24 protein-coding genes and 1 pseudogene are annotated in these 22,080 nt (G+C 63.2%); 5 read left to right on the top strand and 20 right to left on the bottom strand.

Annotation, left to right across the window (positions count from 1 at the left end; genetic code table 11):
* Positions 1-48: 48 nt before the first annotated feature.
* Both ACK59Z_RS18470 and ACK59Z_RS18465 read left to right on the top strand, forming a co-directional pair.
* Positions 49-513: a phosphotransferase system, HPr-related protein gene (locus tag ACK59Z_RS18470; protein ID WP_108190830.1), complete on the top strand. Its 465-nt coding sequence runs from the start codon at positions 49-51 to the stop codon at positions 511-513.
* Positions 510-734 carry a metallothionein gene (locus tag ACK59Z_RS18465; protein ID WP_004576227.1) on the top strand — a complete coding sequence of 75 codons (225 nt, stop codon included), beginning with the start codon at positions 510-512 and terminating at the stop codon, positions 732-734. The genes ACK59Z_RS18470 and ACK59Z_RS18465 overlap by 4 nt, the downstream gene beginning before the upstream one ends.
* 214 nt (positions 735-948) lie before the next feature.
* Here ACK59Z_RS18465 and ACK59Z_RS18460 read toward each other — a convergent pair whose 3' ends face one another.
* From ACK59Z_RS18460 to ACK59Z_RS18445, 4 genes are read right to left on the bottom strand one after another with little or no spacing between them, the layout of a single operon-like run.
* A complete protein-coding gene (locus ACK59Z_RS18460) occupies positions 949-1,902 on the bottom strand; it encodes a lysylphosphatidylglycerol synthase domain-containing protein (RefSeq protein WP_409293543.1) in 954 nt (317 codons plus the stop codon).
* A complete protein-coding gene (clsB, locus tag ACK59Z_RS18455; RefSeq protein ID WP_004374483.1) occupies positions 1,902-3,104 on the bottom strand; it encodes a cardiolipin synthase ClsB in 1,203 nt (400 codons plus the stop codon). The genes ACK59Z_RS18460 and clsB overlap by 1 nt, the downstream gene beginning before the upstream one ends.
* Positions 3,101-3,874: an endonuclease/exonuclease/phosphatase family protein gene (locus ACK59Z_RS18450; RefSeq protein ID WP_004374485.1), complete on the bottom strand. Its 774-nt coding sequence runs from the start codon at positions 3,872-3,874 to the stop codon at positions 3,101-3,103. The genes clsB and ACK59Z_RS18450 overlap by 4 nt, the downstream gene beginning before the upstream one ends.
* Positions 3,871-4,923 carry a DUF72 domain-containing protein gene (locus ACK59Z_RS18445; protein ID WP_409293545.1) on the bottom strand — a complete coding sequence of 351 codons (1,053 nt, stop codon included), beginning with the start codon at positions 4,921-4,923 and terminating at the stop codon, positions 3,871-3,873. Before ACK59Z_RS18445 ends, ACK59Z_RS18450 begins: the two co-directional genes overlap by 4 nt.
* Before the next feature lie 124 nt (positions 4,924-5,047).
* On the opposite strand from ACK59Z_RS18445, the gene ACK59Z_RS18440 reads away from it, so the two are divergent.
* On the top strand, positions 5,048-5,599 hold the full coding sequence (locus tag ACK59Z_RS18440; RefSeq protein ID WP_014862002.1) for an ATP-dependent Clp protease proteolytic subunit: 552 nt from the start codon (positions 5,048-5,050) through the stop codon (positions 5,597-5,599).
* Between the two features lies 1 nt (position 5,600).
* Here the strand turns inward: ACK59Z_RS18440 and ACK59Z_RS18435 are convergent, their stop codons facing one another.
* Positions 5,601-5,999, bottom strand: a complete 399-nt coding sequence (locus ACK59Z_RS18435; protein ID WP_409293542.1) for an NUDIX hydrolase — start codon at positions 5,997-5,999, stop codon at positions 5,601-5,603.
* A gap of 236 nt (positions 6,000-6,235) precedes the next feature.
* Between ACK59Z_RS18435 and ACK59Z_RS18430 the strand changes: the two genes are divergently transcribed.
* Both ACK59Z_RS18430 and ACK59Z_RS18425 read left to right on the top strand, forming a co-directional pair.
* Positions 6,236-6,445: a general stress protein gene (locus tag ACK59Z_RS18430; protein ID WP_012052306.1), complete on the top strand. Its 210-nt coding sequence runs from the start codon at positions 6,236-6,238 to the stop codon at positions 6,443-6,445.
* Between the two features lie 166 nt (positions 6,446-6,611).
* On the top strand, positions 6,612-6,881 hold the full coding sequence (locus ACK59Z_RS18425; RefSeq protein WP_004374494.1) for a DUF6555 family protein: 270 nt from the start codon (positions 6,612-6,614) through the stop codon (positions 6,879-6,881).
* A gap of 78 nt (positions 6,882-6,959) precedes the next feature.
* Here ACK59Z_RS18425 and ACK59Z_RS18420 read toward each other — a convergent pair whose 3' ends face one another.
* From ACK59Z_RS18420 to paaG, 15 genes and pseudogenes are all read right to left on the bottom strand, one after another.
* Positions 6,960-7,130, bottom strand: coding sequence for a hypothetical protein (locus ACK59Z_RS18420; protein WP_181318761.1), 171 nt, complete (start codon positions 7,128-7,130; stop codon positions 6,960-6,962).
* A gap of 245 nt (positions 7,131-7,375) precedes the next feature.
* Entirely contained in the window at positions 7,376-9,430 is a 2,055-nt protein-coding gene (paaZ, locus tag ACK59Z_RS18415) for a phenylacetic acid degradation bifunctional protein PaaZ (protein WP_409293541.1), read from the bottom strand.
* A gap of 37 nt (positions 9,431-9,467) precedes the next feature.
* Positions 9,468-10,700 carry an OprD family porin gene (locus ACK59Z_RS18410; protein ID WP_004577384.1) on the bottom strand — a complete coding sequence of 411 codons (1,233 nt, stop codon included), beginning with the start codon at positions 10,698-10,700 and terminating at the stop codon, positions 9,468-9,470.
* A gap of 39 nt (positions 10,701-10,739) precedes the next feature.
* A pseudogene (locus ACK59Z_RS18405) lies at positions 10,740-12,308 on the bottom strand (cation acetate symporter); the annotation flags it as partial.
* Positions 12,299-12,607 carry a DUF485 domain-containing protein gene (locus ACK59Z_RS18400; RefSeq protein ID WP_004374508.1) on the bottom strand — a complete coding sequence of 103 codons (309 nt, stop codon included), beginning with the start codon at positions 12,605-12,607 and terminating at the stop codon, positions 12,299-12,301. The pseudogene ACK59Z_RS18405 and the gene ACK59Z_RS18400, both read right to left, overlap by 10 nt.
* Before the next feature lie 141 nt (positions 12,608-12,748).
* Positions 12,749-13,825 (bottom strand): 1,2-phenylacetyl-CoA epoxidase subunit PaaE, encoded by a 1,077-nt coding sequence (gene paaE, locus ACK59Z_RS18395; protein ID WP_070095430.1) that lies wholly within the window; start codon positions 13,823-13,825, stop codon positions 12,749-12,751.
* 15 nt (positions 13,826-13,840) lie between these two features.
* On the bottom strand, positions 13,841-14,374 hold the full coding sequence (gene paaD / locus ACK59Z_RS18390; RefSeq protein WP_004374513.1) for a 1,2-phenylacetyl-CoA epoxidase subunit PaaD: 534 nt from the start codon (positions 14,372-14,374) through the stop codon (positions 13,841-13,843).
* The gene (gene paaC, locus ACK59Z_RS18385) at positions 14,361-15,119 is read right to left on the bottom strand and encodes a 1,2-phenylacetyl-CoA epoxidase subunit PaaC (protein WP_108190823.1); all 759 of its coding nucleotides are present in this window, start codon (positions 15,117-15,119) and stop codon (positions 14,361-14,363) included. The genes paaD and paaC overlap by 14 nt, the downstream gene beginning before the upstream one ends.
* An 8-nt stretch (positions 15,120-15,127) precedes the next feature.
* On the bottom strand, positions 15,128-15,409 hold the full coding sequence (paaB, locus tag ACK59Z_RS18380; protein ID WP_004374528.1) for a 1,2-phenylacetyl-CoA epoxidase subunit PaaB: 282 nt from the start codon (positions 15,407-15,409) through the stop codon (positions 15,128-15,130).
* A gap of 25 nt (positions 15,410-15,434) precedes the next feature.
* Positions 15,435-16,424 (bottom strand): 1,2-phenylacetyl-CoA epoxidase subunit PaaA, encoded by a 990-nt coding sequence (paaA, locus tag ACK59Z_RS18375; protein WP_004374531.1) that lies wholly within the window; start codon positions 16,422-16,424, stop codon positions 15,435-15,437.
* Between the two features lie 225 nt (positions 16,425-16,649).
* A complete protein-coding gene (gene paaK, locus ACK59Z_RS18370) occupies positions 16,650-17,969 on the bottom strand; it encodes a phenylacetate--CoA ligase PaaK (protein WP_108190882.1) in 1,320 nt (439 codons plus the stop codon).
* A gap of 121 nt (positions 17,970-18,090) precedes the next feature.
* Positions 18,091-19,311: a 3-oxoadipyl-CoA thiolase gene (gene pcaF, locus ACK59Z_RS18365; RefSeq protein WP_102885399.1), complete on the bottom strand. Its 1,221-nt coding sequence runs from the start codon at positions 19,309-19,311 to the stop codon at positions 18,091-18,093.
* Positions 19,304-19,744 (bottom strand): hydroxyphenylacetyl-CoA thioesterase PaaI, encoded by a 441-nt coding sequence (gene paaI, locus ACK59Z_RS18360; protein WP_409293540.1) that lies wholly within the window; start codon positions 19,742-19,744, stop codon positions 19,304-19,306. Before paaI ends, pcaF begins: the two co-directional genes overlap by 8 nt.
* Positions 19,737-21,254 (bottom strand): 3-hydroxyacyl-CoA dehydrogenase PaaH, encoded by a 1,518-nt coding sequence (paaH, locus tag ACK59Z_RS18355; RefSeq protein WP_409293539.1) that lies wholly within the window; start codon positions 21,252-21,254, stop codon positions 19,737-19,739. Before paaH ends, paaI begins: the two co-directional genes overlap by 8 nt.
* Before the next feature lies 1 nt (position 21,255).
* Entirely contained in the window at positions 21,256-22,047 is a 792-nt protein-coding gene (gene paaG, locus ACK59Z_RS18350; RefSeq protein WP_102885402.1) for a 2-(1,2-epoxy-1,2-dihydrophenyl)acetyl-CoA isomerase PaaG, read from the bottom strand.
* Between the last annotated feature and the right edge of the window lie 33 nt (positions 22,048-22,080).

Genomic DNA, 22,080 nt, shown 5'->3' with positions numbered 1-22,080 from the left:
GTGAGCTGGCGTAGTCGACCGAATGAAGCCACCTGATGGAGAACGCACATGACCCGACCCGATGCACCTAAGCCATACACCCCCACCGAAATCGATGACACTGAGGACCGCATGGGCAGCGTGCATGAACTGGATTTCGATGAACGCCTGGACGAACGCGAAGGGCGTGTGGGCGACGAACGACCCGCCGCCGAGGTCGCCCGTGAGTTCCCACCCCAGCGCGTGGCACACAGTGGCATGACCGGCGGCGAGGCGCTGAGTGACAGCCTGCATGAGGACAATGTCACCTATGACGATTTGAGCCCGGACACCCTGCTGGACGAAACCGGTGCCCGCGACCCCCACGAGCCGGGCGGCAGTGGCGGCCCGGCAGACCAGCGCCTGCGCCAGGTGGATGCCGATGAGATCGGTGGCGGCATTGGCCTGGACGAGGCCGAACTGGCCAGATCCGCGCCGCTGGATGGTGTGCCCTGGACCGATGATGTGATTGACGACGAGGAGAGCAAGCCATGAACGACCAACGCTGCGCGTGTACGCACTGCTCATGCACGGTGGATGCCAATGCCTTGCAGCGCGACGGCAAGGCCTATTGCTGCGAGGCCTGCGCCAGCGGCCACCGCAAGGGTGAGCCATGCCGGATGCAGGACTGCCATTGTGGTGAGAAGCCGGGCGAGAGCGCGGTGGACAATGCGCTGGATGAAACCTTTCCAGCGAGTGATCCGATTTCACCCTGAAGCCAGTAGGCGGGCAGCCCTTTCACCCGATCGCCCAGTCCTTTGGGCCTCGGGTGTTGCGTTGCCTGCTTCGCGGGTAAACCCGCTCCTACATTTACGGCGCATGGCTTGCGCCGGGTTGGGTTCTTGGCGCGCCCCCCCGTAGGAGCGGGTTCACCCGCGAACACCGGCAAAGCCGGTGCCACGCAGCCAGCTCCAGCGCACACGGCCCCTTTCAGGTCTGAGCAGGCTTGTCGCGCCGGCGCATGGCTTTGGCGCGCTTTTCCAGGATCAGGTAGGTCACCACTGCCAACAGCAGCGGAATCAGGTAGTACAACGTGCGGTAGCCGAGCAGGGCAGCCACCAGCGTGCCCTGGGCCATCTGCCCATGCAGCAGGGCCAGAAACACCGCTTCCAGCACGCCCAGCCCCGCAGGAATATGCGCCACCACACCGGCCACGCAACTGATCAGCAGGATGCCGAGAATCGATGGGTAGAACGCTTCGCCCGGCAGCAACCAGAAGATCAGCAGGGCCATCAGTGCCCAGTTGCTAGCACCCAGCGCCACCTGGCACAGCGCCAGACCCAGCGAGGGCAGCGTCACTTCGTGGTCGCGCCAGCACCAGGTGCGCTTCTTGGCGAAACCACAGGCCAGCAGGTAGCCGCCCGCAATCGTCAGCAACAGTAGGCCGATCAGGCGCAGGCCTGTAGTGCCCACCGCCCAGTTGCCGGGCATCTCGACCAGGCCCAGGGCAAATACGGTGCCGGCCAGCAGCATATAGCCCATCCAGTTGGTCAACAGCCCCAAGGTGAGGATTCGCGTAATGGTCGCGGTATCCAGGCCCAGTCGGCCATAGAGTCGGTAGCGCAAGGCAACCCCGCCTACCCAGGTCGTGAAGTTGAGGTTGAAGGCGTAGCACACGAACGCGACTGGCAGGACTTGCCGGACAGGTAGCGTATGGCCGGTGTAAGCCCGGGCCAGCAGGTCGTAACTGGCGAACGCGAGGTAGCTGCTCAACGCGATCGCCAAGCCGATGGCAAGGGTGCCAGGCTTGTAGGCCAGCAAAGACTGGCGCACTTCGTTCCAGTCCAGGTTGCGCACCAGCAGGTACAACAGCACAGGGATCAGGATCAGAAACGCGAGCGTGAACAGGCGTTTGCCCCAGGTCTGCCAGCTTTTGCGCGCCATCAGGAGTTGCCCTCGTGCAAGTTGCCCTGGGGTTCGGCTTCCGGCTGCACCGAGCGCAAACGCTGCCGGTGTGCAGGGAACCAACCCGCAATGCGGGGGAAGTGGCGGATCACGTGGAAGCACACGAAGATCAACGGTGCTCGCCACCAGTAGCCGCGAATCATGCGCTCCAGGGTGACCGGTTTGCATTGCTCGCTGGCCAGTGCGTGCAAATGCTGGTGCAGTTGCTGGTTGAAGGCCCGATCACGAATGAACAGGTTGGCCTCCAGGTTGAACGACAGGCTCAGGGGGTCGAGGTTGCTGGAGCCAACGGTGGCCCATTGGTCGTCCACCAGTGCCACCTTGCCGTGCAACGGCCGCTGGCAATACTCATGAATCTTCACGCCGTCGCGCAGCAGGTAGTTGTACAGCAGGCGCGACAATGCACGGACCCAGCGCATGTCGGGCTGGCCCTGCAAGATCAACCGAACCTCCACGCCACGCCGGGCCGCGTTGCGCAGCTCACGCATCAGTCGGTAGCCTGGAAAGAAATACGCATTGGCGACCACAATGCGTTGCCGGGCTTTACGAAACGCCTGAAGGTAGTGTGCCTCGATATCGGTGCTGCGCATGCCGTTGTCACGCTCGATCAACACCGCACTGCTGCTTCCGGCGGGCTCGGTAACCGGGCGTACTGCACTGGGGGGCTGCAGCACGGGAGACATCAGGCGCTTACTGGCTGCATGTACCTGCGCCACGACCGGCCCAGTGACCTCCACGGCATAGTCCTGCTTGGCCATGGCACCAAAGTCGCCTAAATGGTCGGCGCTGTAGTTGATACCGCCGATGAAGGCCCGCTCACCATCGACCACCACGATCTTGCGGTGCAAACGGCGAAACAGGTTGGTGCGCATGCCCAACAACAGGGGCTGTGGATCGAACGCGTGAAAGCTTACACCCGCGTCGGTCATCGCTGAAATGAACTCAGCCGGCAGCTCGGCTGTGCCGTAGCCATCCGCGGCCACTTCCACGCGTACTCCGCGCCGGGCAGCCTCGATCAACACCTGCTGCAATTGCTTGCCCACTTTGTCGTCGAAGATGATGAAGGTTTCCAGCAATATTTCTTCCCGCGCCTGGGCCATGGCCTCGAACACGCGGGGGTAGTACTGCTCGCCATTGATCAGCAACTGCACACTGTTGCCATCTACCCAGGGTCGGTTCACAGGTTGATCTCCGCAGCCAGTGGTACGTGGTCGGACAAATGCGACCACGGGTATTTGGACAGCACCTGGGCAGCGCCCGGCATCGCGTTTCGCAAGTAGATGCGGTCCAGGCGCAACAACGGCAGGCGCGCGGGAAAACTGCGCGCCGGGGTGCCGAAGGCTTCTGTCAGGTGTTCGCTGAGCACCGCGTCCGCCTTCAGCCGCCAGTCGTTGAAGTCGCCGGCGATGATGACCGGCGCGTTGGGCGGCAGGCTGGCCAGCAGGTCCAGCATCAGCTTCACCTGGCGCTGCCGGTGTGCTTCGCGCAGGCCCAGGTGTACGCATACCGCATGCACCTCGTCATGGCCCGGCACCTCCAGCTGACAATGCAGCAGGCCACGCTGTTCATTGCCCTGCACCGACACATCCAGGTTGTTGAAGCGGCTGATGGGGAATTTCGACAACAGCGCGTTGCCGTGGTCGCCATGGGGATACACCGCATTGCGGCCATAGGCGAACTGCGGCCACATGCTGTCGGCCAGAAACTCGTACTGCGGCGTTTCGGGCCAGGCAGGGTGGCGCAGGGCATGCTGCTGATGACTGCCGTGCACCTCTTGCAAAAACACCAGGTCGGCGCCGGTGGCTCGTACGGCCTCGCGCAACTCGGGCAAGATGAAGCGCCGGTTGAAGAAGGTGAAGCCTTTGTGCACGTTCAGCGTCAACACATTGAGCCGGCGTACAGCGGTCACCTTGTCGATGATGCAGCGTGGGGCGGGCAGGGGCTTGTTCACAAGGCCACCTCCGGCACCACGCCTGGCTCGGTCATCAGCTCATGGTCCAAGGACAGCTTTTCCAGCAAGCGCCTGGCGTCGTATGGCGCGTGAACCTTCTGGTCATTGTCGAAGTAGCAGTACACATCCCGTGCCGCACACCGAGGCGGCGGCCCCGGCACGATCAGGCGGGCATCGTCCGCCTGCTTACTTTCACTCCATTGTTGGATACGCTGCTTCCAGCGCCGCAGCGCGCGTGCGGTATATCCGCTGCTGTACAGCTCCACATCCCCGTGCAGGCGCATGTAGACGAAGTCGGCGGTCACATCTTCGACACAGGGCCATTTGCCGGCGCTGTCGGCCACTACCAGCGCCACGCGATGCTTGCGTAACAGCTTGATGAAGGCTTCGCAGAGGAAACTCTCGTGGCGAATTTCGACGGCGTGGCGCAATCGAGCATTGCCCTTGATGGCAAGGCTGCCATTACCCTTCAGGCGCTCGGCGCAGCCTTGGGCGCGTTCAAGGGCCGCTTTGCGGGTGTGTGGCAGCAGCGCCAGAAACCGGGCAAAACGGTCTTCATCGAACTTCATGTTGGGAGGGAACTGCCACAGGAACGGCCCGAGCTTTTCGCCCAACAGCAGCGGCCCGGAGGCGAAAAAATTGGCCACTGGCTCTTCGATGTCCTTCAGCCGCCGGACATGGGTGATATAGCGCGGCCCCTTGACCGCGAACACGAAGCTTTCCGGCGTTGCTTCACGCCAGCCCAGATAGCGCTCGGGCGTCTGCAGGCTGTAGAACGAGCCATTGATCTCGATGCTGTTCACCGCCCGTGAAGCGAATGCCAGTTCATCGTCCTGTCTCAGGCCTTTGGGGTAGAAGTCCTTGCGCCAGGGGCCATAGCGCCACCCGGAGATACCGATGCGAATATCGCTCACGCTGCCGTCCTCACTGCCGGTTCCTTGTTCGGTCGCTCTGAAAGTGCGACCGGCAAAGGCCGGCGAGGGTTCACAACGCTTGACCAACGGAAATGCTGACGCCGAGTTGAACTTTGCGGCAGCTGGCGTCTCCACCGCATACCCGTTTCCTGGCAGGGTGCCCGGATGACATTCGAGCCTTTCTTCCACTGCCAGATGGCCGGGCTGGGCGACGATGTGCAAAAGCACAAGCAATGACCTGCCACTCGCGGAGGCAAGCATGGCCAGACATATCATCCACTTCACCGGGCCGATCAATTCGTCTACCTGCGGCAACCTGATCACGACCTGCTCACGGGCATTGCAACAGGGTGCCGAGCTTCTGCAACTGAACATCGCCACCATGGGCGGCGAATGCAGCTATGGCTTTACCCTGTACAACTTTCTGCGGGGGTTACCCGTAGAGGTGCATACCCACAACCTGGGTACGGTGGAATCCATGGGCAATATCCTTTTCCTTGCCGGAGCGCGACGCACGGCTTGCAGTTTCAGCAAGTTTCTTTTCCACCCGTTTCATTGGACCTTGCATGGTTCGGTGGACCATTCGCGGATGTCCGAGTATGCGATGAGCCTGGATTACGACCTGCGCCTGTATGCGCAGATCGTGGCCGAGCGCACCAAAGGCGCGGCCGAGGTCCTGGATGTACCGCGCTATCTAATGGCCTATCCAAGGATACTGGCGCCGCGGGAGGCGCTGGAAAACGGAATGATCCATGCCATCGACGAGATGCCGATCGCGTCAGACGCCGTTCAGTGGAGTGTGCACGCCTAGCTTACCGAACGGACGCCGCCGTGCCCGCGTCACAAGCCAGCAAGGAGCGGATCAGGGCCTTGATCTCGCCCTTCACCACAGCCATCTGATCCAGGTGGGCAAAGCGGCAGTCGGCAATTTCGTGCCGGGCCTTGGGCTGCGGTGCATCGGCAAATTCAGCTGCGAACACGTAATGCACACGCTCTGGCGTTTCGTAGCGCATCAACAACACCAGCGATTCAGCCTGTAGCCCAGTCTCTTCCAGCAACTCCCGCTGCGCGGCCTGCATCGGCGTCTCGCCGGGCTCGATCTTGCCGCCTGGAAGGGTCCAGGGCGCCTTGGGCTTTCTCACCCACAACCACTTATGGCGCTGCTTGCCATGCCGGCAAATGATGGTGGCGCGATGCTTGACTGGCTTCATTCCGGCTCCTGGGCGATTCCTTCATTGCATGAGGTTTCGGCCTTGGCAGGCAATAAACGTTGCGTTGAAGCTGACGAACGGTCACTTCCATCACGCAAACAGCCTGCCTGCATGTTTTTAGTGCCACCGGTCAGCTGATTGTAAAACCATTGAGCACAGCAACCGATCGGGGGGCTCGGAAGCTAGGCATGGCATCGATTCATGCGATCAGCCAATCCATCGCAAGGAGAAACGACATGGCGCAGGACCAAGAGCGAACCCGCCAGCGCGGCGGCACCAAGGAAACCAACCCAGGTAACTTTGCCAATGACCGGGAGAGGGCATCGCGCGCTGGCCACAAGGGTGGCCAGGCATCTGGCGGCAACTTTGCCAACGACCGCCAACGGGCATCGGAAGCCGGACGCAAGGGGGGGCGCAACAGCCACGGCGCAGGCCGCAGCCAGTGAGTGGGGGCTTTCGCTGAACGGCAGCTCCCCATAGGTGCCCAGCAGCGATTTCGGGGTAACCGCCCCGGAATCGCGCCATGACATTTTATTGGACAAAATTTTGAATCTTCTGGCCACCGCCCGATCAATCAAAATGTCATCCATGGAGAAGAGGAGGCCCCCTGCGATGCCTAGTCCACAGCTGTACATAATCGATTACAAACTGCATGACCAGCCGCGCAGTTTCATCATTCGCCTGGAACGCCTGGACAATGCCGAGGCTTGGCATTGGGCAAGTTGTGATGCGGGCATCGGCATCATTCCCAAGTTCGGTCGCGAGAAAATCAGGAAGGTCAGTCGGCCGATGGCCGAGCGTTACGGCATTACCGCCGTGAGCTGGCGGATTTCGGGAAGCAAACCCAACCAGTCGGTGGGCGATCCGGCGGCGATGGTTTAATAGCTCGCCTGCAACCGGTAAAAGAAACTGCAGGAACGGACGTGCCCGCTCCTGCAGGATACGCTGATACTCACCGTGTCAGGCACCAGACTCAGGGTCGCTGGCCGGGACGCCGGGCCGGTTTTCCTCATCATCAGTCACATTGGGGTCGGTATCTGGGTCGTCTACCCGATCATTGCGTCGATCCGGCTCCAGCTCCGGCCAGTCATCTTCAACATTGCCGCCACCCATTCGCAGTAGGGAATCCATTGCGCAGTCCTCGTTGATGGTCCTCATGAATTGAGAGCTACAGGTGTACGCCAGAGGTTCACTGAGCATTGGCAGTCGCTGACCAACGGTTTAGATGCCTGCATGCTTCACTGCAGCCACGTACGTGTACTGATCCCAAGTGCCTTGAACCGCTACCGACCTCTTCGCGGGTGAACCCGCTCCTACAAGGGCGCTGTGCCGATCAGAGGCGGCGTGCCCGATAAGAGGCCAGTAGCTTCAACCCATCATGCTGGTTTTTTCAGCACCAAGGTCAGGATGTCATAGCTGGCCACCAACTCGCCTAGCTGATTGGTCACCTCCACATCCCACGCTACCACCCCCTGCGGCTGCCCCAGCGGGCTGGTCTTGCCTTGGTCGATCTTGCGCTTGCAGGTCAGGCGCGCCTGGATGGTATCGCCAATGCCCACCGGGTTGATGAAGCGCAGGGTGTCCAGCCCATAGTTGGCCAGCACCGGTCCGGCACCGGGCGACACAAACAGCCCGGCCGCTGCCGACAGTACGAAGTAACCGTGAGCAATGCGTTTACCGAACTGCGACGCCTTGGCGGCGATTTCGTCGAAGTGCATGTAGAAATGGTCGCCTGACAGGCAGCCGAAATTGACCAGGTCAGCTTCTGTCACGGTGCGGCGATGGGTGAGCAGCGACTCGCCGATACGCAGCTGCTCGAAGTAGCGACGGAACGGGTGCACTTCGGTTTCGATGACTTCGCCGCCGCGCACGTACTCGCCGGTGACCGCCGTGAGCATGCTCGGCGAGCCTTGTACGGCGGCGCGCTGCAGGTAATGCTTGACCGCACGCAGGCCACCCAGCTCTTCACCACCACCGGCGCGGCCCGGGCCACCGTGCTTGAGCTGCGGCAGCGGCGAGCCGTGCCCAGTGGACTCCTTGGCAGCCTGGCTATCGAGCACCAGCAGACGGCCATGCCAGGCAGCAGCCACCGGGATAGCCTTGGCGGCCACGCTGCGGTCGGCGGTGACCAGGGTCGCCACCAGGCTGCCTTTGCCACGGGCAGCCAGTGCCAAGGCTTCGTCGAGGTCGTCATAGGCCATCAGTGTACTGACCGGGCCGAACGCTTCGATATCGTGGGCGCCGCCCTCGGCATGTGGGTCGCGGGCCTGCAACAAGGTTGGCGCAAAGAACGCGCCTTCAGCCACGCCTTCGCCACGCGGGGCAAAGCCATCACTGGCGCCGAACAGCTGATCACAACTCTGCAGCAGGCTGCGCACCCGCTCGCCGACATCGCGCTGCTGGTCATGGGAGGCCAGGGCCCCCATGCGCACACCTTCCAGGGACGGGTCGCCAACCACGACCTTGCTCAAGCGCTCGCGCAGGCGGGTGGCGACGGCATCCAGGTGCCTGGCCGGGACGATCGCACGGCGGACGGCGGTGCACTTCTGCCCGGCTTTAGTGGTCATTTCACGCACCACTTCCTTGATGTACAGGTCAAACTCTTCGCTGTCCGGTGTCACGTCCGGGCCGAGGATGGCGCAGTTGAGCGAGTCGGCCTCGGCAGTGAACGGCACCGAGTTGCGAATCAGGTTGGGCGTCACGCGCAATTTGGCAGCGGTATCGGCGGACCCGGTGAAGGTCACCACGTCCTGCCCCTGCAGGCGGTCGAGCAGGTCGCCGGTGCTGCCGATAACAAGCTGCAGGCTGCCTTCGGGCAGCAGGCCGGAGGCATTCATCAGGCGTACCACGGCCTCGGTCAAATAGCTGGTCGAGGTCGCTGGCTTGACGATGCAGGGCATACCGGCCAGGAACGTCGGGGCAAACTTTTCCAGCATGCCCCAGATAGGGAAGTTGAACGCGTTGATGTGCACCGCAACGCCTGCCCGTGGCACCAGGATGTGACTACCGGCGAAATGGCCTTGCTTGCCCAACGGTATGGCTGGCCCTTCGTGCACCAGGTTACCCGACGGCAGCTCGCGGCTGCCGATGCCGGCATAGGAGAACAGCGTGGCGTTGCCGCCTTCGATGTCGATCCAGCTGTCAGCCCGGGTGGCGCCGCTGTGGTGCGACAGGGCGTAGAGCTGCTCCTTGTGCTCGGCCAGGTACAGGGCCAGGGCTTTGAGGCGTTGGGCACGTTGTTGGAAATCCATGCCCATCAGCGAGGCAAGACCGCGTGCACGCGCGTAGCCCACAGCTTCGGCGAAGTCCGGGCGCTCTTCATGGCTGTAGGCCAGTACGTGGCCGTCGAGGGCGCTGCGCAGGGCCTGGGCGCCGTGCTGGCCGAGCCAACGGCCGGCGATGAAACTTTGCAGAGTAGGGGCGGCAGACATGCTGTTCTCCATGCTGTTCAAAATGTGAGAGGCGCTGTTACCACAGCGCCAGGGTGTAGCCGATGATCAGGCGGTTTTCGTCCACGGCGTTGGTCAGGCCGTTGCCGGAGCGGAAGGTGACATTGCGCCAGCGCAGGCTGACGTCCTTGAACGGGCCACTCTGGATGACATACGTGATGTCGGTGTCGCGCTCGCGCTCACGGCCATTGGTTACGGTGGCAGTTTCCGCGTGGCGACCGTCGGTGTAGCGGGTCATGAAACTCAGGCCGGGGATGCCCATGGCAACGAAGTCGTAGTCGTAACGCACTTGCCAAGCGTCCAGCCCGGCCCGGGTGAAGGTGTTATAGGTGACCAGGTTGACGGTGAACGGGTCGCCGCCGTTGACGAACGGGAAGGCGCTGTCACCCGACATCTGCTGCCAGGTGGCGGTGAACTTGTGTGCCCGCACGCCCAGGGTGAACATGGCGTTGAAGTTACGGTTGTCGATGTTGCCGGCACGCTCGGCGCCGTCATTGCGGCTGTCGAAGTAGCGCAGGTCACTGCGCAGGCTCAGTCCTTCTGCCAGTGGGCGGGTGTCGATCAGACCGACGAATTGCTGACGGTAGATGTCCTGGAGCTTGGCGTAGTAATAGCTGACCGTGGTTTGCGGGGTGATGGCGTAGCTGCCACCACCAAAGTCCAGGTGGTCACTGCTGGCAGCGCCATAGCCGATGTCGTCGCGGCCAGAGGAATCACGCAGGTTGGCCTTGGTCAGGCGTCCGGCATTGAAGGTGAGGCCATCGAGGTCCTGACTGGTGAGCAGGCCACCCTGGAAGGTGGAGGCCAGCAGGCGGGTGTCGTTGTACACCACCACCGGCAGGATCGGCTGCAAGGTGCCCAGCCGCAAGGTGCTCTTGGACACGCGTACCTTGCCGGTCAGGCCTAGCTCGCTGTAGTCATCGACCGGTTCGTGGCTGTTCGGGCCAAAAGGCAGCAGGCCGGTGTTGCGACGGTCGCGGCTGGAGTCTAGCTTGATGCCCAACTGGCCCAGCGCGTCCACGCCAAAGCCGACCGGGCCCTCGGTAAAGCCCGACTCCAACTTGGCGGTAAAGCCTTGGCCCCATTCCTCGGCCTTGGCCTGCGGGGCGTTGCTCTGGCGAAAATCACGGTTGATGTAGTGGTTGCGCAGCTCCAGGCGTGCATGGCTGTCGCCGATGAAGTCGGCCAGCGCGGGCATCGGCAGGGCGAAGGTGGCCAGCCAGGCGGCTGACAGGAAGTGTGTGCGGTTCATTGTTGTTGTTTTACCCGACATGTCTGTTCGTCCTTGAAGTCAGTGTTTGCTGGCGCCAGCCGCACCGATACCGGTCATGGAGCGGATGAACTGGCCCAGGTAGCGACCACGCTCTTCAACGGCACGTTCGGAGGTGTCGGTAACCGAGAACACCCAGGCACTGAGGAAGGCCAGGCTCATGGAGAACAGCGCAGGGTTGCTGTAGGGGAACAGCGCCGTTTCGTTGTGCAGCACGTTGACCCACACCGCCGGGCCCAGCACTACCAACAGCACCGCCGAGACCAGCCCGGCCATGCTGCCGCACACCGCGCCACGGGTGGTCAGGCCTTTCCAGAACATGGAAAGGAGCAGCACCGGGAAGTTGACCGAAGCGGCCACCGCCAGCACCAGGCCGGAAAGGAAGGCAATGTTCTGCGACTCGAACATCAGGCCCAGGATCACCGCCAGCAGGCCAATGAGCAACGTGGCAAGGCGTGACACGCGCATTTCCTCTTGCTCGGTCGCCTTGCCTTTGCGCATCACGCAGGCATACAGGTCGTGGGACACGGCCGATGCCCCGGACAGCGCCAGGCCGGCGACCACAGCCAGAATGGTGGCGAAGGCGACGGCAGAGATGAAGCCCAGGAACAGGTTGCCACCCACGGCCTGGGCCAGGTGCACGGCGACCATGTTGCCGCCACCGATGATGGCGCCAGTGGCGTCGCGGTAGGACGGTTCAGTGCCGACCATGACGATGGCGCCAAAGCCGACAACGATCAGCAGCAGGTAGAAGTAACCAATGAAACCGGTGGCGTAGAACACGCTCTTGCGTGCTTCCTTGGCATCACTGACAGTGAAGAAGCGCATCAGGATATGCGGCAGGCCAGCGGTGCCGAACATCATGCCCAAACCGAGGGAAATAGCGTCCACCGGGTTGGACAACAAGCCGCCTGGGGCCATGATCGCCTGGCCCTTGGCATGCACGGCCACTGCACTGGCAAACATGGCCTCGGTGCTGAAGCCGAAGTGCTTGAGCACCATGAAGGCCATGAAACTGGTGCCTGAGAGCAGCATTACTGCCTTGATGATCTGCACCCAGGTGGTGGCGAGCATGCCCCCGAAGGTGACATAGGCAACCATCAGCACACCGACCAGCATCACGGCGTACAGGTAGCTGATGCCGAACAGCAGCTCGATCAGCTTGCCGGCGCCGACCATTTGCGCCACCAGGTACATCAGCGCCACCACCAGGGTGCCGAAAGCCGAGGTCAAGCGCACCGGGGTTTGCGCCAGCCGGTAGCTGACCACGTCGGCAAAGGTGTACTTGCCCAGGTTACGCAGGCGCTCGGCAATCAGGAACAGGATGATCGGCCAGCCCGCCAGGACACCGAGGGCATACAACAGGCCGTCGTAGCCGTTCATGAACATCATCGCGGAAATGCCCAGGAACGAAGCGGCACTGATCATGTCGCCAGCGATTGCCAGGCCGTTCTGCATACCGGTCAAGCCGCCGCCGGCGGTGTAGAAGTCACTGGCCGAGCGGGTGCGCAGGGCAGCCCAGCGGGTGACCAGCAGGGTGAAGCAGACAAACACCATGAACATCGAAATGGCGGTCCAGTTCATTGTGCGCACTCCTGCTTGACCTTGTCGTTGAGCGGGTCGAGCACGTTGTTGGCGCGGTGCACATAGATGCCGGTCAGGGCAAAGGACAGCAGCACCATCAACACGCCCACCAGCATGCCGACAGTGGTCACGCCGCCGCTGAGGGACTGGCCGAGGGTGCTGGGCGAAAACGCAACCAGCAGGACGAAGCCGTAGTAGACCACCAGCATGGCCAGGGTCAGGCTGCCGTTGAGGCGGCGCTTGCGCCGCACCAGGTGCTGGAAGTCGGGGTGGTTGGCGATGCTTTCTATGCGTTCGGGTGTCATGGCAAGCGATCTCTTGGTTTTGTAATTGTTGTGTTGAGGTCACGCGGGGTATTGCGTTGTTGCTTAGGCCCTCTTCGCAGGTAAGGATGCTGCCCCAAGGCCCTGTAGGAGCGGGTTTACCCGCGAAGCAGTCGACTCGGTCTACAACTGGTCGAAGTCAAGCACCACCCTGTCGCTCACCGGGTAGGTCTGGCACGACAGCACATACCCGGCCGCCACTTCGTAATCTTCGAGGGCGTGGTTGCTGTCCATCTCCACTTCGCCCTCGATCACCCGGCACTTGCAGGTGGAGCACACACCGGCCTTGCACGAGTAGGGCAGCTCGGCACCAATGGCGTTGCCGGCGTCGAGCACGTTCTGGGTGTTGCGCGGCAGGTCGAAAGCAAGGGCGCGGCCGTCGCTGATCACGGTGATGTGGCTAAGCGCCGAATCCACCTGGCGTGCCGCCTCACGGGCTTCGCGGCGGGCCTCGCTGCCGGCGGCGGCGAACAGCTCGAAGTGAATGCGTTCCTTGGCCATGCCGTTGGCCTGCAGGCTGTCACGCACGGTCTCGGTCATCGCCTGCGGGCCGCAGATGAACGCCGCGTCCAGGCCGGCAACGTCCAGCCAGCGCGAAAACAGCTGGCCGCATTTGTCGGCGTCGATGCGGCCGTTGTACAGGTCAACATCCTGCTGTTCGCGGCTGAACACGAAAATCAGGTTCAAGCGGTCGAGGTAACGGTTTTTCAGGTCTTCGAGCTTGTCGCGGAACAGCGCCCCCGAACTGGAGCGGTTGCCGTACAGCAAGGTGAAACGGCTGTGTGGCTCGCTGGCCAGCGTAGTGGCGATGATCGACAGTATCGGGGTGATGCCGCTGCCGGCGGCCACACCCAGATAGTTGCCCTGGCGAGCCGGGTCCAGCGGCACGAAGAAGCTGCCCGATGGCGGCATCACTTCCAGCTGCTGGCCTTCCTTGAGCACCTCATTGGCAAACGCCGAGAAGCGCCCGCCCGGTACGCGCTTGACGGCCACGCGCAGTTCGCCGTCCTGTACGGCGCTGCAGATGGAGTAGGAGCGGCGGACTTCTTCGTTATCCAGCTGGGTGCGCATGACCAGGTACTGGCCCTGAGTGAAGCGGAACTGGTCCTGCAGGTGCTCGGGCACATCGAAGGCAATCGATACCGCATCACGGGTCTCATTGCGCACTTGCTTGATGGTCAGGCTGTGAAACTGGCTCATGGTGGTCTCCACGGCTCAAATGCATTTGAAATAGTCGAATGGCTCCAGGCACTCGCGGCAGCGGTACAGCGCCTTGCAGGCCGTGGAGCCGAACTGGCTGAGCAATTCGGTATGGGCGCTGCCGCATTGCGGGCAGCACACCTGGGGGGCTTCGCCGAGCAGGCTGCGCTTGCTGGCACTGCCTTGCGGCGGCGCAATGCCATAAGCGCGCAGGCGCTCGCGGCCCAGTTCGCTGATCCAGTCAGTGCTCCAGGCCGGGGTCAGCCGGCGCTCCAGCTCTGGCGCGGTAAAACCGGCCTGTTCCAGCGCCTGGCGGATATCCCCTTCGATGACTTCGGTGGCCGGGCAGCCAGAGTAGGTCGGGGTGACCACCAGGTGCAGGTGGCCGGCGCGCCAATCGACATCGCGCACGATCCCCAGGTCGACCACGCTGACCACCGGCACTTCGGGGTCCATGACCTGGCCCAATACCGCCCAGGCGCGAGCCAGGTCGTCGCCTTGCTGTGCCCGCGCGCCGCGGTCGCCGGCAATCAGTTCACCAGGTTGCATCGGGGTAGGCCCTTGGCAGGAACTGCATTTCGGCCAGCAGCAGGCCCAGATGCTCGGTGTGCAGGCCTTTGCGGCCATCCAGGTAGAAGTGGCTGGCGGCCTTGGGCAGCGGCAGTTCGACCGAAGCAAACGTCGCGGTGATCTGCTTCAGCCAGGTGGCGCCGACGGTAGCGGGATCGGCACCGATACCGCATTCGGCCAGACGGACTTCGTTGTCGCTGGCAGCGGTGAGTTCGACGGTGAAGCGCCACAGTGCCGGGATAGCGGCGAGCATGCGCTGGCGGCTGGCATCGGTACCACCGCCCAGACGTTGTACCCATTCGCTGGACCGGCGCAGGTGGTAGGTGACTTCCTTCAGGGCCTTGGCGGCAATACCAGCGATTCGCGCGTCGCTGGACTCGACCAGCTCCTGCAGCACGGCGAAGTGCCACGCGTCGTAAAGGAACTGCTTGGTCATGGTCACGGCAAAGTCACCGTTGGGTTGCTCGACCAGCAGCAGGTTGCGGTAGGCGCGCTCGTCACGGCGGAACGCCAGGGCATCGGCATCCCGGCCATCGTCGAGCAGCTCGGCGGCATACTCCAGCCAGTTGCGGGCCTGGCCGACCAGATCGAGGCCGACGTTCATCAGGGCCAGCTCTTCCTCGATGGCCGGGGCGCGGCCACACCACTCACAGAGGCGCTGGCCCTGGACCAGGGCGCTGTCGCCGAGCAACAGCAGATAGGGGATAAGGGCTTCTTTATGCATGGCCCACCTCACATGTGTCCGACTTCGTCGGGCAGCTCGTAGAAGCTGGCATGGCGATAGACCTTGTCGTCCGAGGGGGCGAACAGCGGGTCTTTCTCGTCGGGGGAGGAGGCGGTGATCAGCGCCGAAGGCACCACCCACAGGCTCACACCTTCGCTACGGCGGGTGTAGAGCTCGCGGGCGTTCTCGATGGCCATGGCGGCATCGGCGGCGTGCACGCTGCCGACATGCTTGTGGTTAAGGCCGTGCTTGCTGCGCACGAACACTTCGTAGAGGGTCCAGACAGACATTTTCGATCTCCGCATCAATCGCCGCTCAGGCGGCGTTCTTGTTCTGTTGCTTGCGCGCATAGGCCACGGCGGCCTCGCGTACCCAGGCGCCATCCTCGATGGCCTTGCGCCGGGTGGCGACACGTTCCAGGTTGCATGGGCCATTGCCCTTGATCACTTCGTAGAACTCGTCCCACTGGATTTCGCCAAAGTCGTAGTGGCCGCGCTCGGCGTTCCACTTCAGCTCAGGGTCAGGCGCAGTGCAGCCAAGCAGTTCCAGCTGCGGCACGGTCTGGTCGATGAAGCGCTGGCGCAGTTCGTCGTTGGTCTGGCGCTTGATCTTCCAGGCCATCGACTGGGCGCTGTTGGGCGAGTGTTCATCGCTCGGGCCGAACATCATCAGCGCCGGCCACCACAGGCGGTTGATGGCGTCCTGAACCATGTCGCGCTGGGCTTGGGTGCCCTGGCGCATCATGGTCAGGAGCATTTCGTAGCCCTGGCGCTGGTGGAAGCTCTCTTCCTTGCAGATACGGATCATCGCGCGGGAGTAGGGGCCGTAAGAGGTGCGCTGCAGCACCACCTGGTTGACGATGGCGGCGCCATCCACCAGCCAGCCCACAGCGCCCATGTCGGCCCAGCTGAGGGTGGGGTAGTTGAAGATGCTCGAGTACTTGGCCTTGCCGCTGTGCAGTTTGTCGATCTCTTCGTCGCGGTCAGCCCCCAGGGTTTCCATGGCGCTGTACAGGTACAGGCCGTGACCGGCTTCGTCCTGAATCTTGGCCATCAGCTGCAGTTTGCGCTTGAGGCTGGGGGCACGGGTAACCCAGTTGCCTTCGGGCAGCATGCCGACGATTTCAGAGTGGGCGTGCTGGGAGATCTGCCGGATGAGGGTCTGGCGGTAGGCCTCGGGCATCCAGTTCTTGGCTTCGATCTTGATTTCGGCGTCGATCTTTTCCTGGAAATTGCGTTCCTCGGGGGACATTTCTTCCAGCGTCTTGACGCGCTTGACTCCGGTTTCCACTAGCTGTGCGTACATGTGCTGCGACTCCTGCTAAGGCATGAGTCATTTGTAAGCGATACAAAACACAACGTCAAACACATTTATGTGTATCAAGTAATATTTGTGTATCGCATTGCCGGGCAGGGGGCTGTTGCAGCCCACTCTCGGCACAAGGCTGCGCCTGCATCAGCGCGTGCCCGAGGGAACGCAGGCAAAAAAAAGCCCCGGGCAATGCCGGGGCCGAAATGGCAGCCGATTGGGTCAGCTGGCCAACCGTTTGTCGAACACATGGCACGCCTTGCCCTCGGAGCGCTTGAGCGTGCCGCAGGGTTGCAGGTGCACCTGGGTGCTGATGCCGATGTAAGTCTTGATCTGTTTGGTCAACTCCCCGACAACCAGCTTGCGCTGGCCTTCGTCAAGGTGCTGGCACTCTGCGCGCAGTTCCACATGCACTTGGACACTGTCCAGGTTTCCATTGCGATACAGATGGATCTCATACAGCTCTGAAAGCTGTTTTATTTTTAGGACCTGTTCCTCGATCTGGGTCGGGAACACATTGACCCCGCGAATGATCAGCATGTCGTCACTGCGGCCGGTGATCTTGCCGATCCGCCGCATTGGCCGAGCGGTGCCGGGCAGCAGCCGGGTGAGGTCGCGGGTGCGGTAGCGCACCATCGGCAATGCCTCTTTGCTCAGCGAGGTAAATACCAGCTCGCCCAGCTGGCCATCCGGCAGTACCTCGCCGGTAGCAGGGTCGATGATCTCGGGATAGAAGTGGTCTTCCCAGATGGTCGGGCCGTCTTTGGTCTCGATGCACTCCATCGCCACGCCGGGGCCCATGATCTCCGACAGGCCATAGATATCGAGGGCATTGATGCCCAGACGCTGCTCAATTGAACGGCGCAGCTCGTCGGTCCACGGCTCGGCACCAAAAATGCCCAGGCGCAGCTTGAGGTCGTGCGGGTCGATGCCCTGGCGCTCGATTTCATCAGCCAGGTTGAGCATGTAGGACGGGGTGACCATGATGATATCGGGCTGGAAGTCGCGAATCAGCTGCACCTGCTTTTCGGTCTGGCCACCGGACATGGGGATCACGGTGCAGCCCAGGCGCTCGGCGCCGTAATGCGCGCCGAGCCCGCCAGTGAACAGCCCGTAGCCGTAGGACACATGCACCTTGTCACCTTTGCGCCCGCCGGCCGCACGAATCGAACGGGCAACCACATTGGCCCAGGTGTCGATATCGTTCTGGGTGTAGCCGACCACCGTCGGCTTGCCGGTGGTGCCACTGGAGGCATGCAGGCGCACCACTTCTTCCTGGGGCACGGCGAACATGCCGTAGGGGTAGTTGTCGCGCAGGTCGTTCTTGCCGGTGAAGGGGAACTTCGCCAGGTCTTCCAGGCACTTGAGGTCATCGGGGTGGGCGCCGCACTCGGCAAAGCGCTGGCGGTACAGCGGCACATTGTCGTAGGCGTGCTTCAGGCTCCAGCGCAGACGCTCCAGCTGGTGCTGGCGCAGGGCGTCGACGCTGGCGGTTTCCATCGGGTCCAGCAGGGCACGATCGGCATCATGGTACATGTTCATGGCTTCACTCGAATTGTTCTTGTACGCCGCGCGCCAGCGGTTGCAGGCCACGCGGTGAGTGTCATGGAGGCAGCATATACGGCTGCGTTCAGTTCGGTAACAAGCGCAGGGCCCGAACCGCTCAGAGGCGCTCGATGATCATGGCGATGCCTTGACCTACACCGATGCACATGGTGCACAGGGCGTAGCGGCCGGCCGTTTCTTCGAGCTCGTGCAAGGCAGTGGTCACCAATCGAGCACCGCTCATGCCCAGTGGATGGCCCAGGGCGATGGCGCCGCCGTTGCGGTTGACGCGTGGGTCGTCGTCGGCCAGGCCCAGCTCGCGCAACACGGCCAGCCCTTGGGCGGCAAAGGCCTCATTGAGTTCGATGACATCCAGGTCAGCCAGTGCCAGGCCGGTGAGCGCCAGCACCTTGCGGGTCGCAGGCACCGGACCGATGCCCATCAGCCTGGGCTCAACCCCGGCCACCGCCATGCCGACGATGCGGCCGCGGGCCTTCAGCCCATGGCGGCGGGCCGCGGCGCTGCTGGCCAGCAGCAGGGCGCAAGCGCCGTCATTCACGCCGGAGGCATTACCCGCCGTTACGCTGCCGCCTTCACGAAACGGCGTCCCGAGCCGAGCCAGCTGCTCCAGGGTCGTGTCGCCACGCGGGTGCTCGTCATGCTCGACCACTTTGGCTGGGCCTTTGCGTTGCGGGATTTCGACCGGCACGATTTCCCGCGCCAGGCGGCCGCGGGCCTGAGCTGCTGCGGCTTTGTGCTGGCTGCGCAGGGCAAAAGCATCCTGGTCGGCGCGCGAGATGCCGAACTGTTCGGCCACGTTTTCAGCTGTTTCCGGCATCGAATCGATGCCGTAGGCGGCCTTCATCAGCGGGTTGACGAAACGCCAGCCGATGGTGGTGTCGAACAGCTCGGCCGCACGCCCGAATGCCTGCTCCGACTTACCCATTACAAACGGCGCACGCGACATGGACTCCACGCCACCGGCCAGCATGAGCCCCGCTTCACCGCAGCGCAGGGCACGTGCCGCATTGCCGATGGCATCCAGACCGGAACCGCACAGGCGGTTGATCGTGGTCCCTGGTACTTCGACTGGCAGCCCGGCCAGCAGGCTCGCCATGTGGGCCACGTTGCGGTTGTCTTCGCCGGCCTGGTTGGCACAGCCGAAGATAACGTCATCAATGGCTTTCCAGTCCAGTTCAGGGTGGCGCTGGATCAAGGCTTTGAGCGGGATGGCCGCCAGGTCGTCGGCGCGCACGCTGCTCAGGGCCCCGGCATAGCGGCCAATGGGGGTGCGCACGGCGTCGATGATCAAGGCATCGGCGTGGGTCGGTTCATTCATCTTGCGTCTCCTGCGCCAGCACGGTGCCGCGCACTTTGTAGGATTTGCCATGGAATATCGCCACCAGCTCACCGCGCTGGTTGTCGATGCGCACGTCGTACAGGCCGGTGCGGCCTTTGCGGCTGACTTCGCTGGCGTGGGCGGTGAGCACGTCATCGCGCAGCGCCGGGACCAGGTAGTCGATGGTGCAGCCCAGCGCCACCGTGGCCTGGTCGTAGCTATTGCAGGCGAAGGCGAACGCCGAATCGGCCAACGCGAACAGGAAACCGCCATGGCAGGTGCCATGCCCCTGGATCATGTCGGCACGCACTGGCATGCGCAGGCTGGCCCGGCCTGGGCCGGCATCCAGCAGGCTGATGCCCAGGCCCTGAGTGGCCGGGTCGCGGGCGTACATGGCGTCGGCACAGGCTTGTGCCAGTTCCACTTCAGTCATGCAGGGTGCCTCCTTTGGCTTCACAGCGGCGCAACAACAGGGAAGGGCGGTAGCGGCTCTCGCCGTAGCTGCGCTGCAGGTTGTCGAGCACGCGCAGGGTATGGGCAATACCGATGTTCGCCGCCCAGGCCAGCGGGCCGCAGGGGTAATTGACGCCAGCGCGCATGGCCAGGTCGATGTCGGCGGCGCTGCCGACGCCCTGAAGCACCGCATCGGCGGCCTCGTTGGCGAGCATTGCCACGGTGCGCAGTACCACCAGGCCGGGCAGGTCGGCGACACCGGTCACTTTCAGGCCGGCACGCTGCAGCAAGGCTACGGCCTGGTCGCGTGCGCTGTCAGTGGTATCGGCGGACCAACTGATGGCAAGGCGGGTGGCGCTGCTGTAGTCCAGCGCCAGGTCGAGCAGCACAAGGTTGCGCAGGCCGTCTTCGCGGGCGCGCTGGCTGGCCAGGCGGCCATCGGACAGGGCCAGGGTGGCATCGCCCACCTGAATCAAGCCACTACCGGCGCGCTGGGTCACGGCAATGCCGCTTTGGCGCAGGCGCTCGACCAGCGGTTGCATCACCCCCAGGTTGCCCTCGACCGCGCAGGCCTCTGCGCAGGCGGAGCTGTGCAGTTCCGCCGGCTGCGGGCGCTCGACGCCTTCGGCATAGCGATAGAAGCCTTGGCCGGTCTTGCGCCCCAGGCGACCGGCGTCCACCAGTTCCTTCTGCACCAGCGAAGGCTGGAAGCGGAAATCGCCATAGAAAGCATCGAATACTGAACACGTGACAGCGTAATTGACGTCATGGCCAATCAGGTCGGTCAGCTCGAACGCCCCCATGCGAAAGCCGCCAGCGTCACGCATCAGCGCATCCAGGCTGGCGCAATCGGCGGCACCTTCCTGCATCAGGCGCAGGCTTTCGGCATAGAACGGCCGCGCTACACGGTTGACGATGAAACCCGGTGTAGAGCGTGCATGTACCGGCTGCTTGCCCCAGGCCTGGGCAGTGGCATAGATGCGTGCGGCCACTGCCGGGTCGGTTGCCAGGCCCGACACCACCTCGACAAGCGCCATCAGCGGTGCCGGGTTGAAAAAGTGCATACCGACCACGTGCTGCGGGCGTTCAAGGCCAGCGGCGAGGCTGGTGATGGACAGTGACGAAGTGTTGCTGGCAAGGATACAGTCGGCTGCGCACAGGGTTTCGAGCTGGCTGAACAACGCCTGCTTCACCTGCAGGTTTTCGACGATGGCTTCAATGACCAGGCCGGCATCTGCCAAGGCGTCGAGTGTATCGACCGGGCACAGGCGGGCATTGATCGCTTCGCGTTCAGCGGCCGGCAACGTTCCTTTGTCCACCAGCCGGGCCAGTTGGCGATCGATACCCGTCACCGCCTGAGCGGCAGCACCCGGGCGGTTGTCGTAGAGCTTGACGGGGTGGCCGGCCTGGGCCGCAACCTGGGCGATACCGGCGCCCATGGCGCCGGCACCGATCACCGCCACCTGCACATTGCTTGCGAGTGCGGCCATTTCAGCGCCCCTTGAAGGCTGGCGTGCGTTTGTTCATGAAGGCGCTTACGCCTTCGCGGTAGTCCTCGCTGCGCCCGGCCAGGCGCTGCAGGTCGCGCTCCAGCTCCAGCTGTGCCTCAAAACCGTTGTCGAAACTGGCATTGAGGCTGCGCTTGATCAGTGCCAGGCCGTAGGTGGGCTGGGCGGCGAGCTGGCGGGCGAGGGTGAGGGCTTCGTCACGCAGCGCGGCATCATCCACCACGCGGTGGATCAACCCCCATTGCTCGGCCTGTTCGGCGCCAAGGCGCTCGCCAAGCATGGCCAGCGCCTTGGCCCGGGCCATACCGACCAAGCGCGGCAGCAGCCAGGTACCGCCGGAGTCCGGCACCAGGCCGATCTTGCAGAAGGCCTGGATGAAACTGGCCGAGCGGGCGGCCAGCACCAGGTCGCAGGCCAAGGGAATGTTGGCACCGGCACCGGCCGCCACGCCGTTGACCGCACAGATCACCGGCAAAGGCAGGTCGCGCAGGGTGCGTACCAGCGGGTTGTAGAACTTGTCGATCGATTGGCCCAGGTCCGGCATTTCGGCGCCTGGAGCAACGTTGCGGTCGGACAGGTCCTGCCCGGCGCAGAAGCCGCGGCCTTCAGCCGTCAGCAGCAGCACCCGCGCGTCATTGCTTTGGCGCACTTGCTTGAGCGCTTCGCGCACCTCCAGATGCATGGCCGTATTGAAGCTGTTCAGCTGCTCCGGGCGGTTCAATGAAAGGAAGGCAACGCCGTCCTCGATGGAAAACAGGATGTGCTGGAAAGTCATGACAGACTCGCTCCGTCAGTCGAGAGAATGATG

Source organism: Pseudomonas sp. KCJK9058 (genome assembly GCF_046230975.1).
GTDB classification, from domain to species: Bacteria; Pseudomonadota; Gammaproteobacteria; order Pseudomonadales; family Pseudomonadaceae; genus Aquipseudomonas; species Aquipseudomonas alloputida.
Note: the sequence above shows the minus strand (reverse complement) of the source record. Positions and strands in the feature narration are given on the sequence as shown.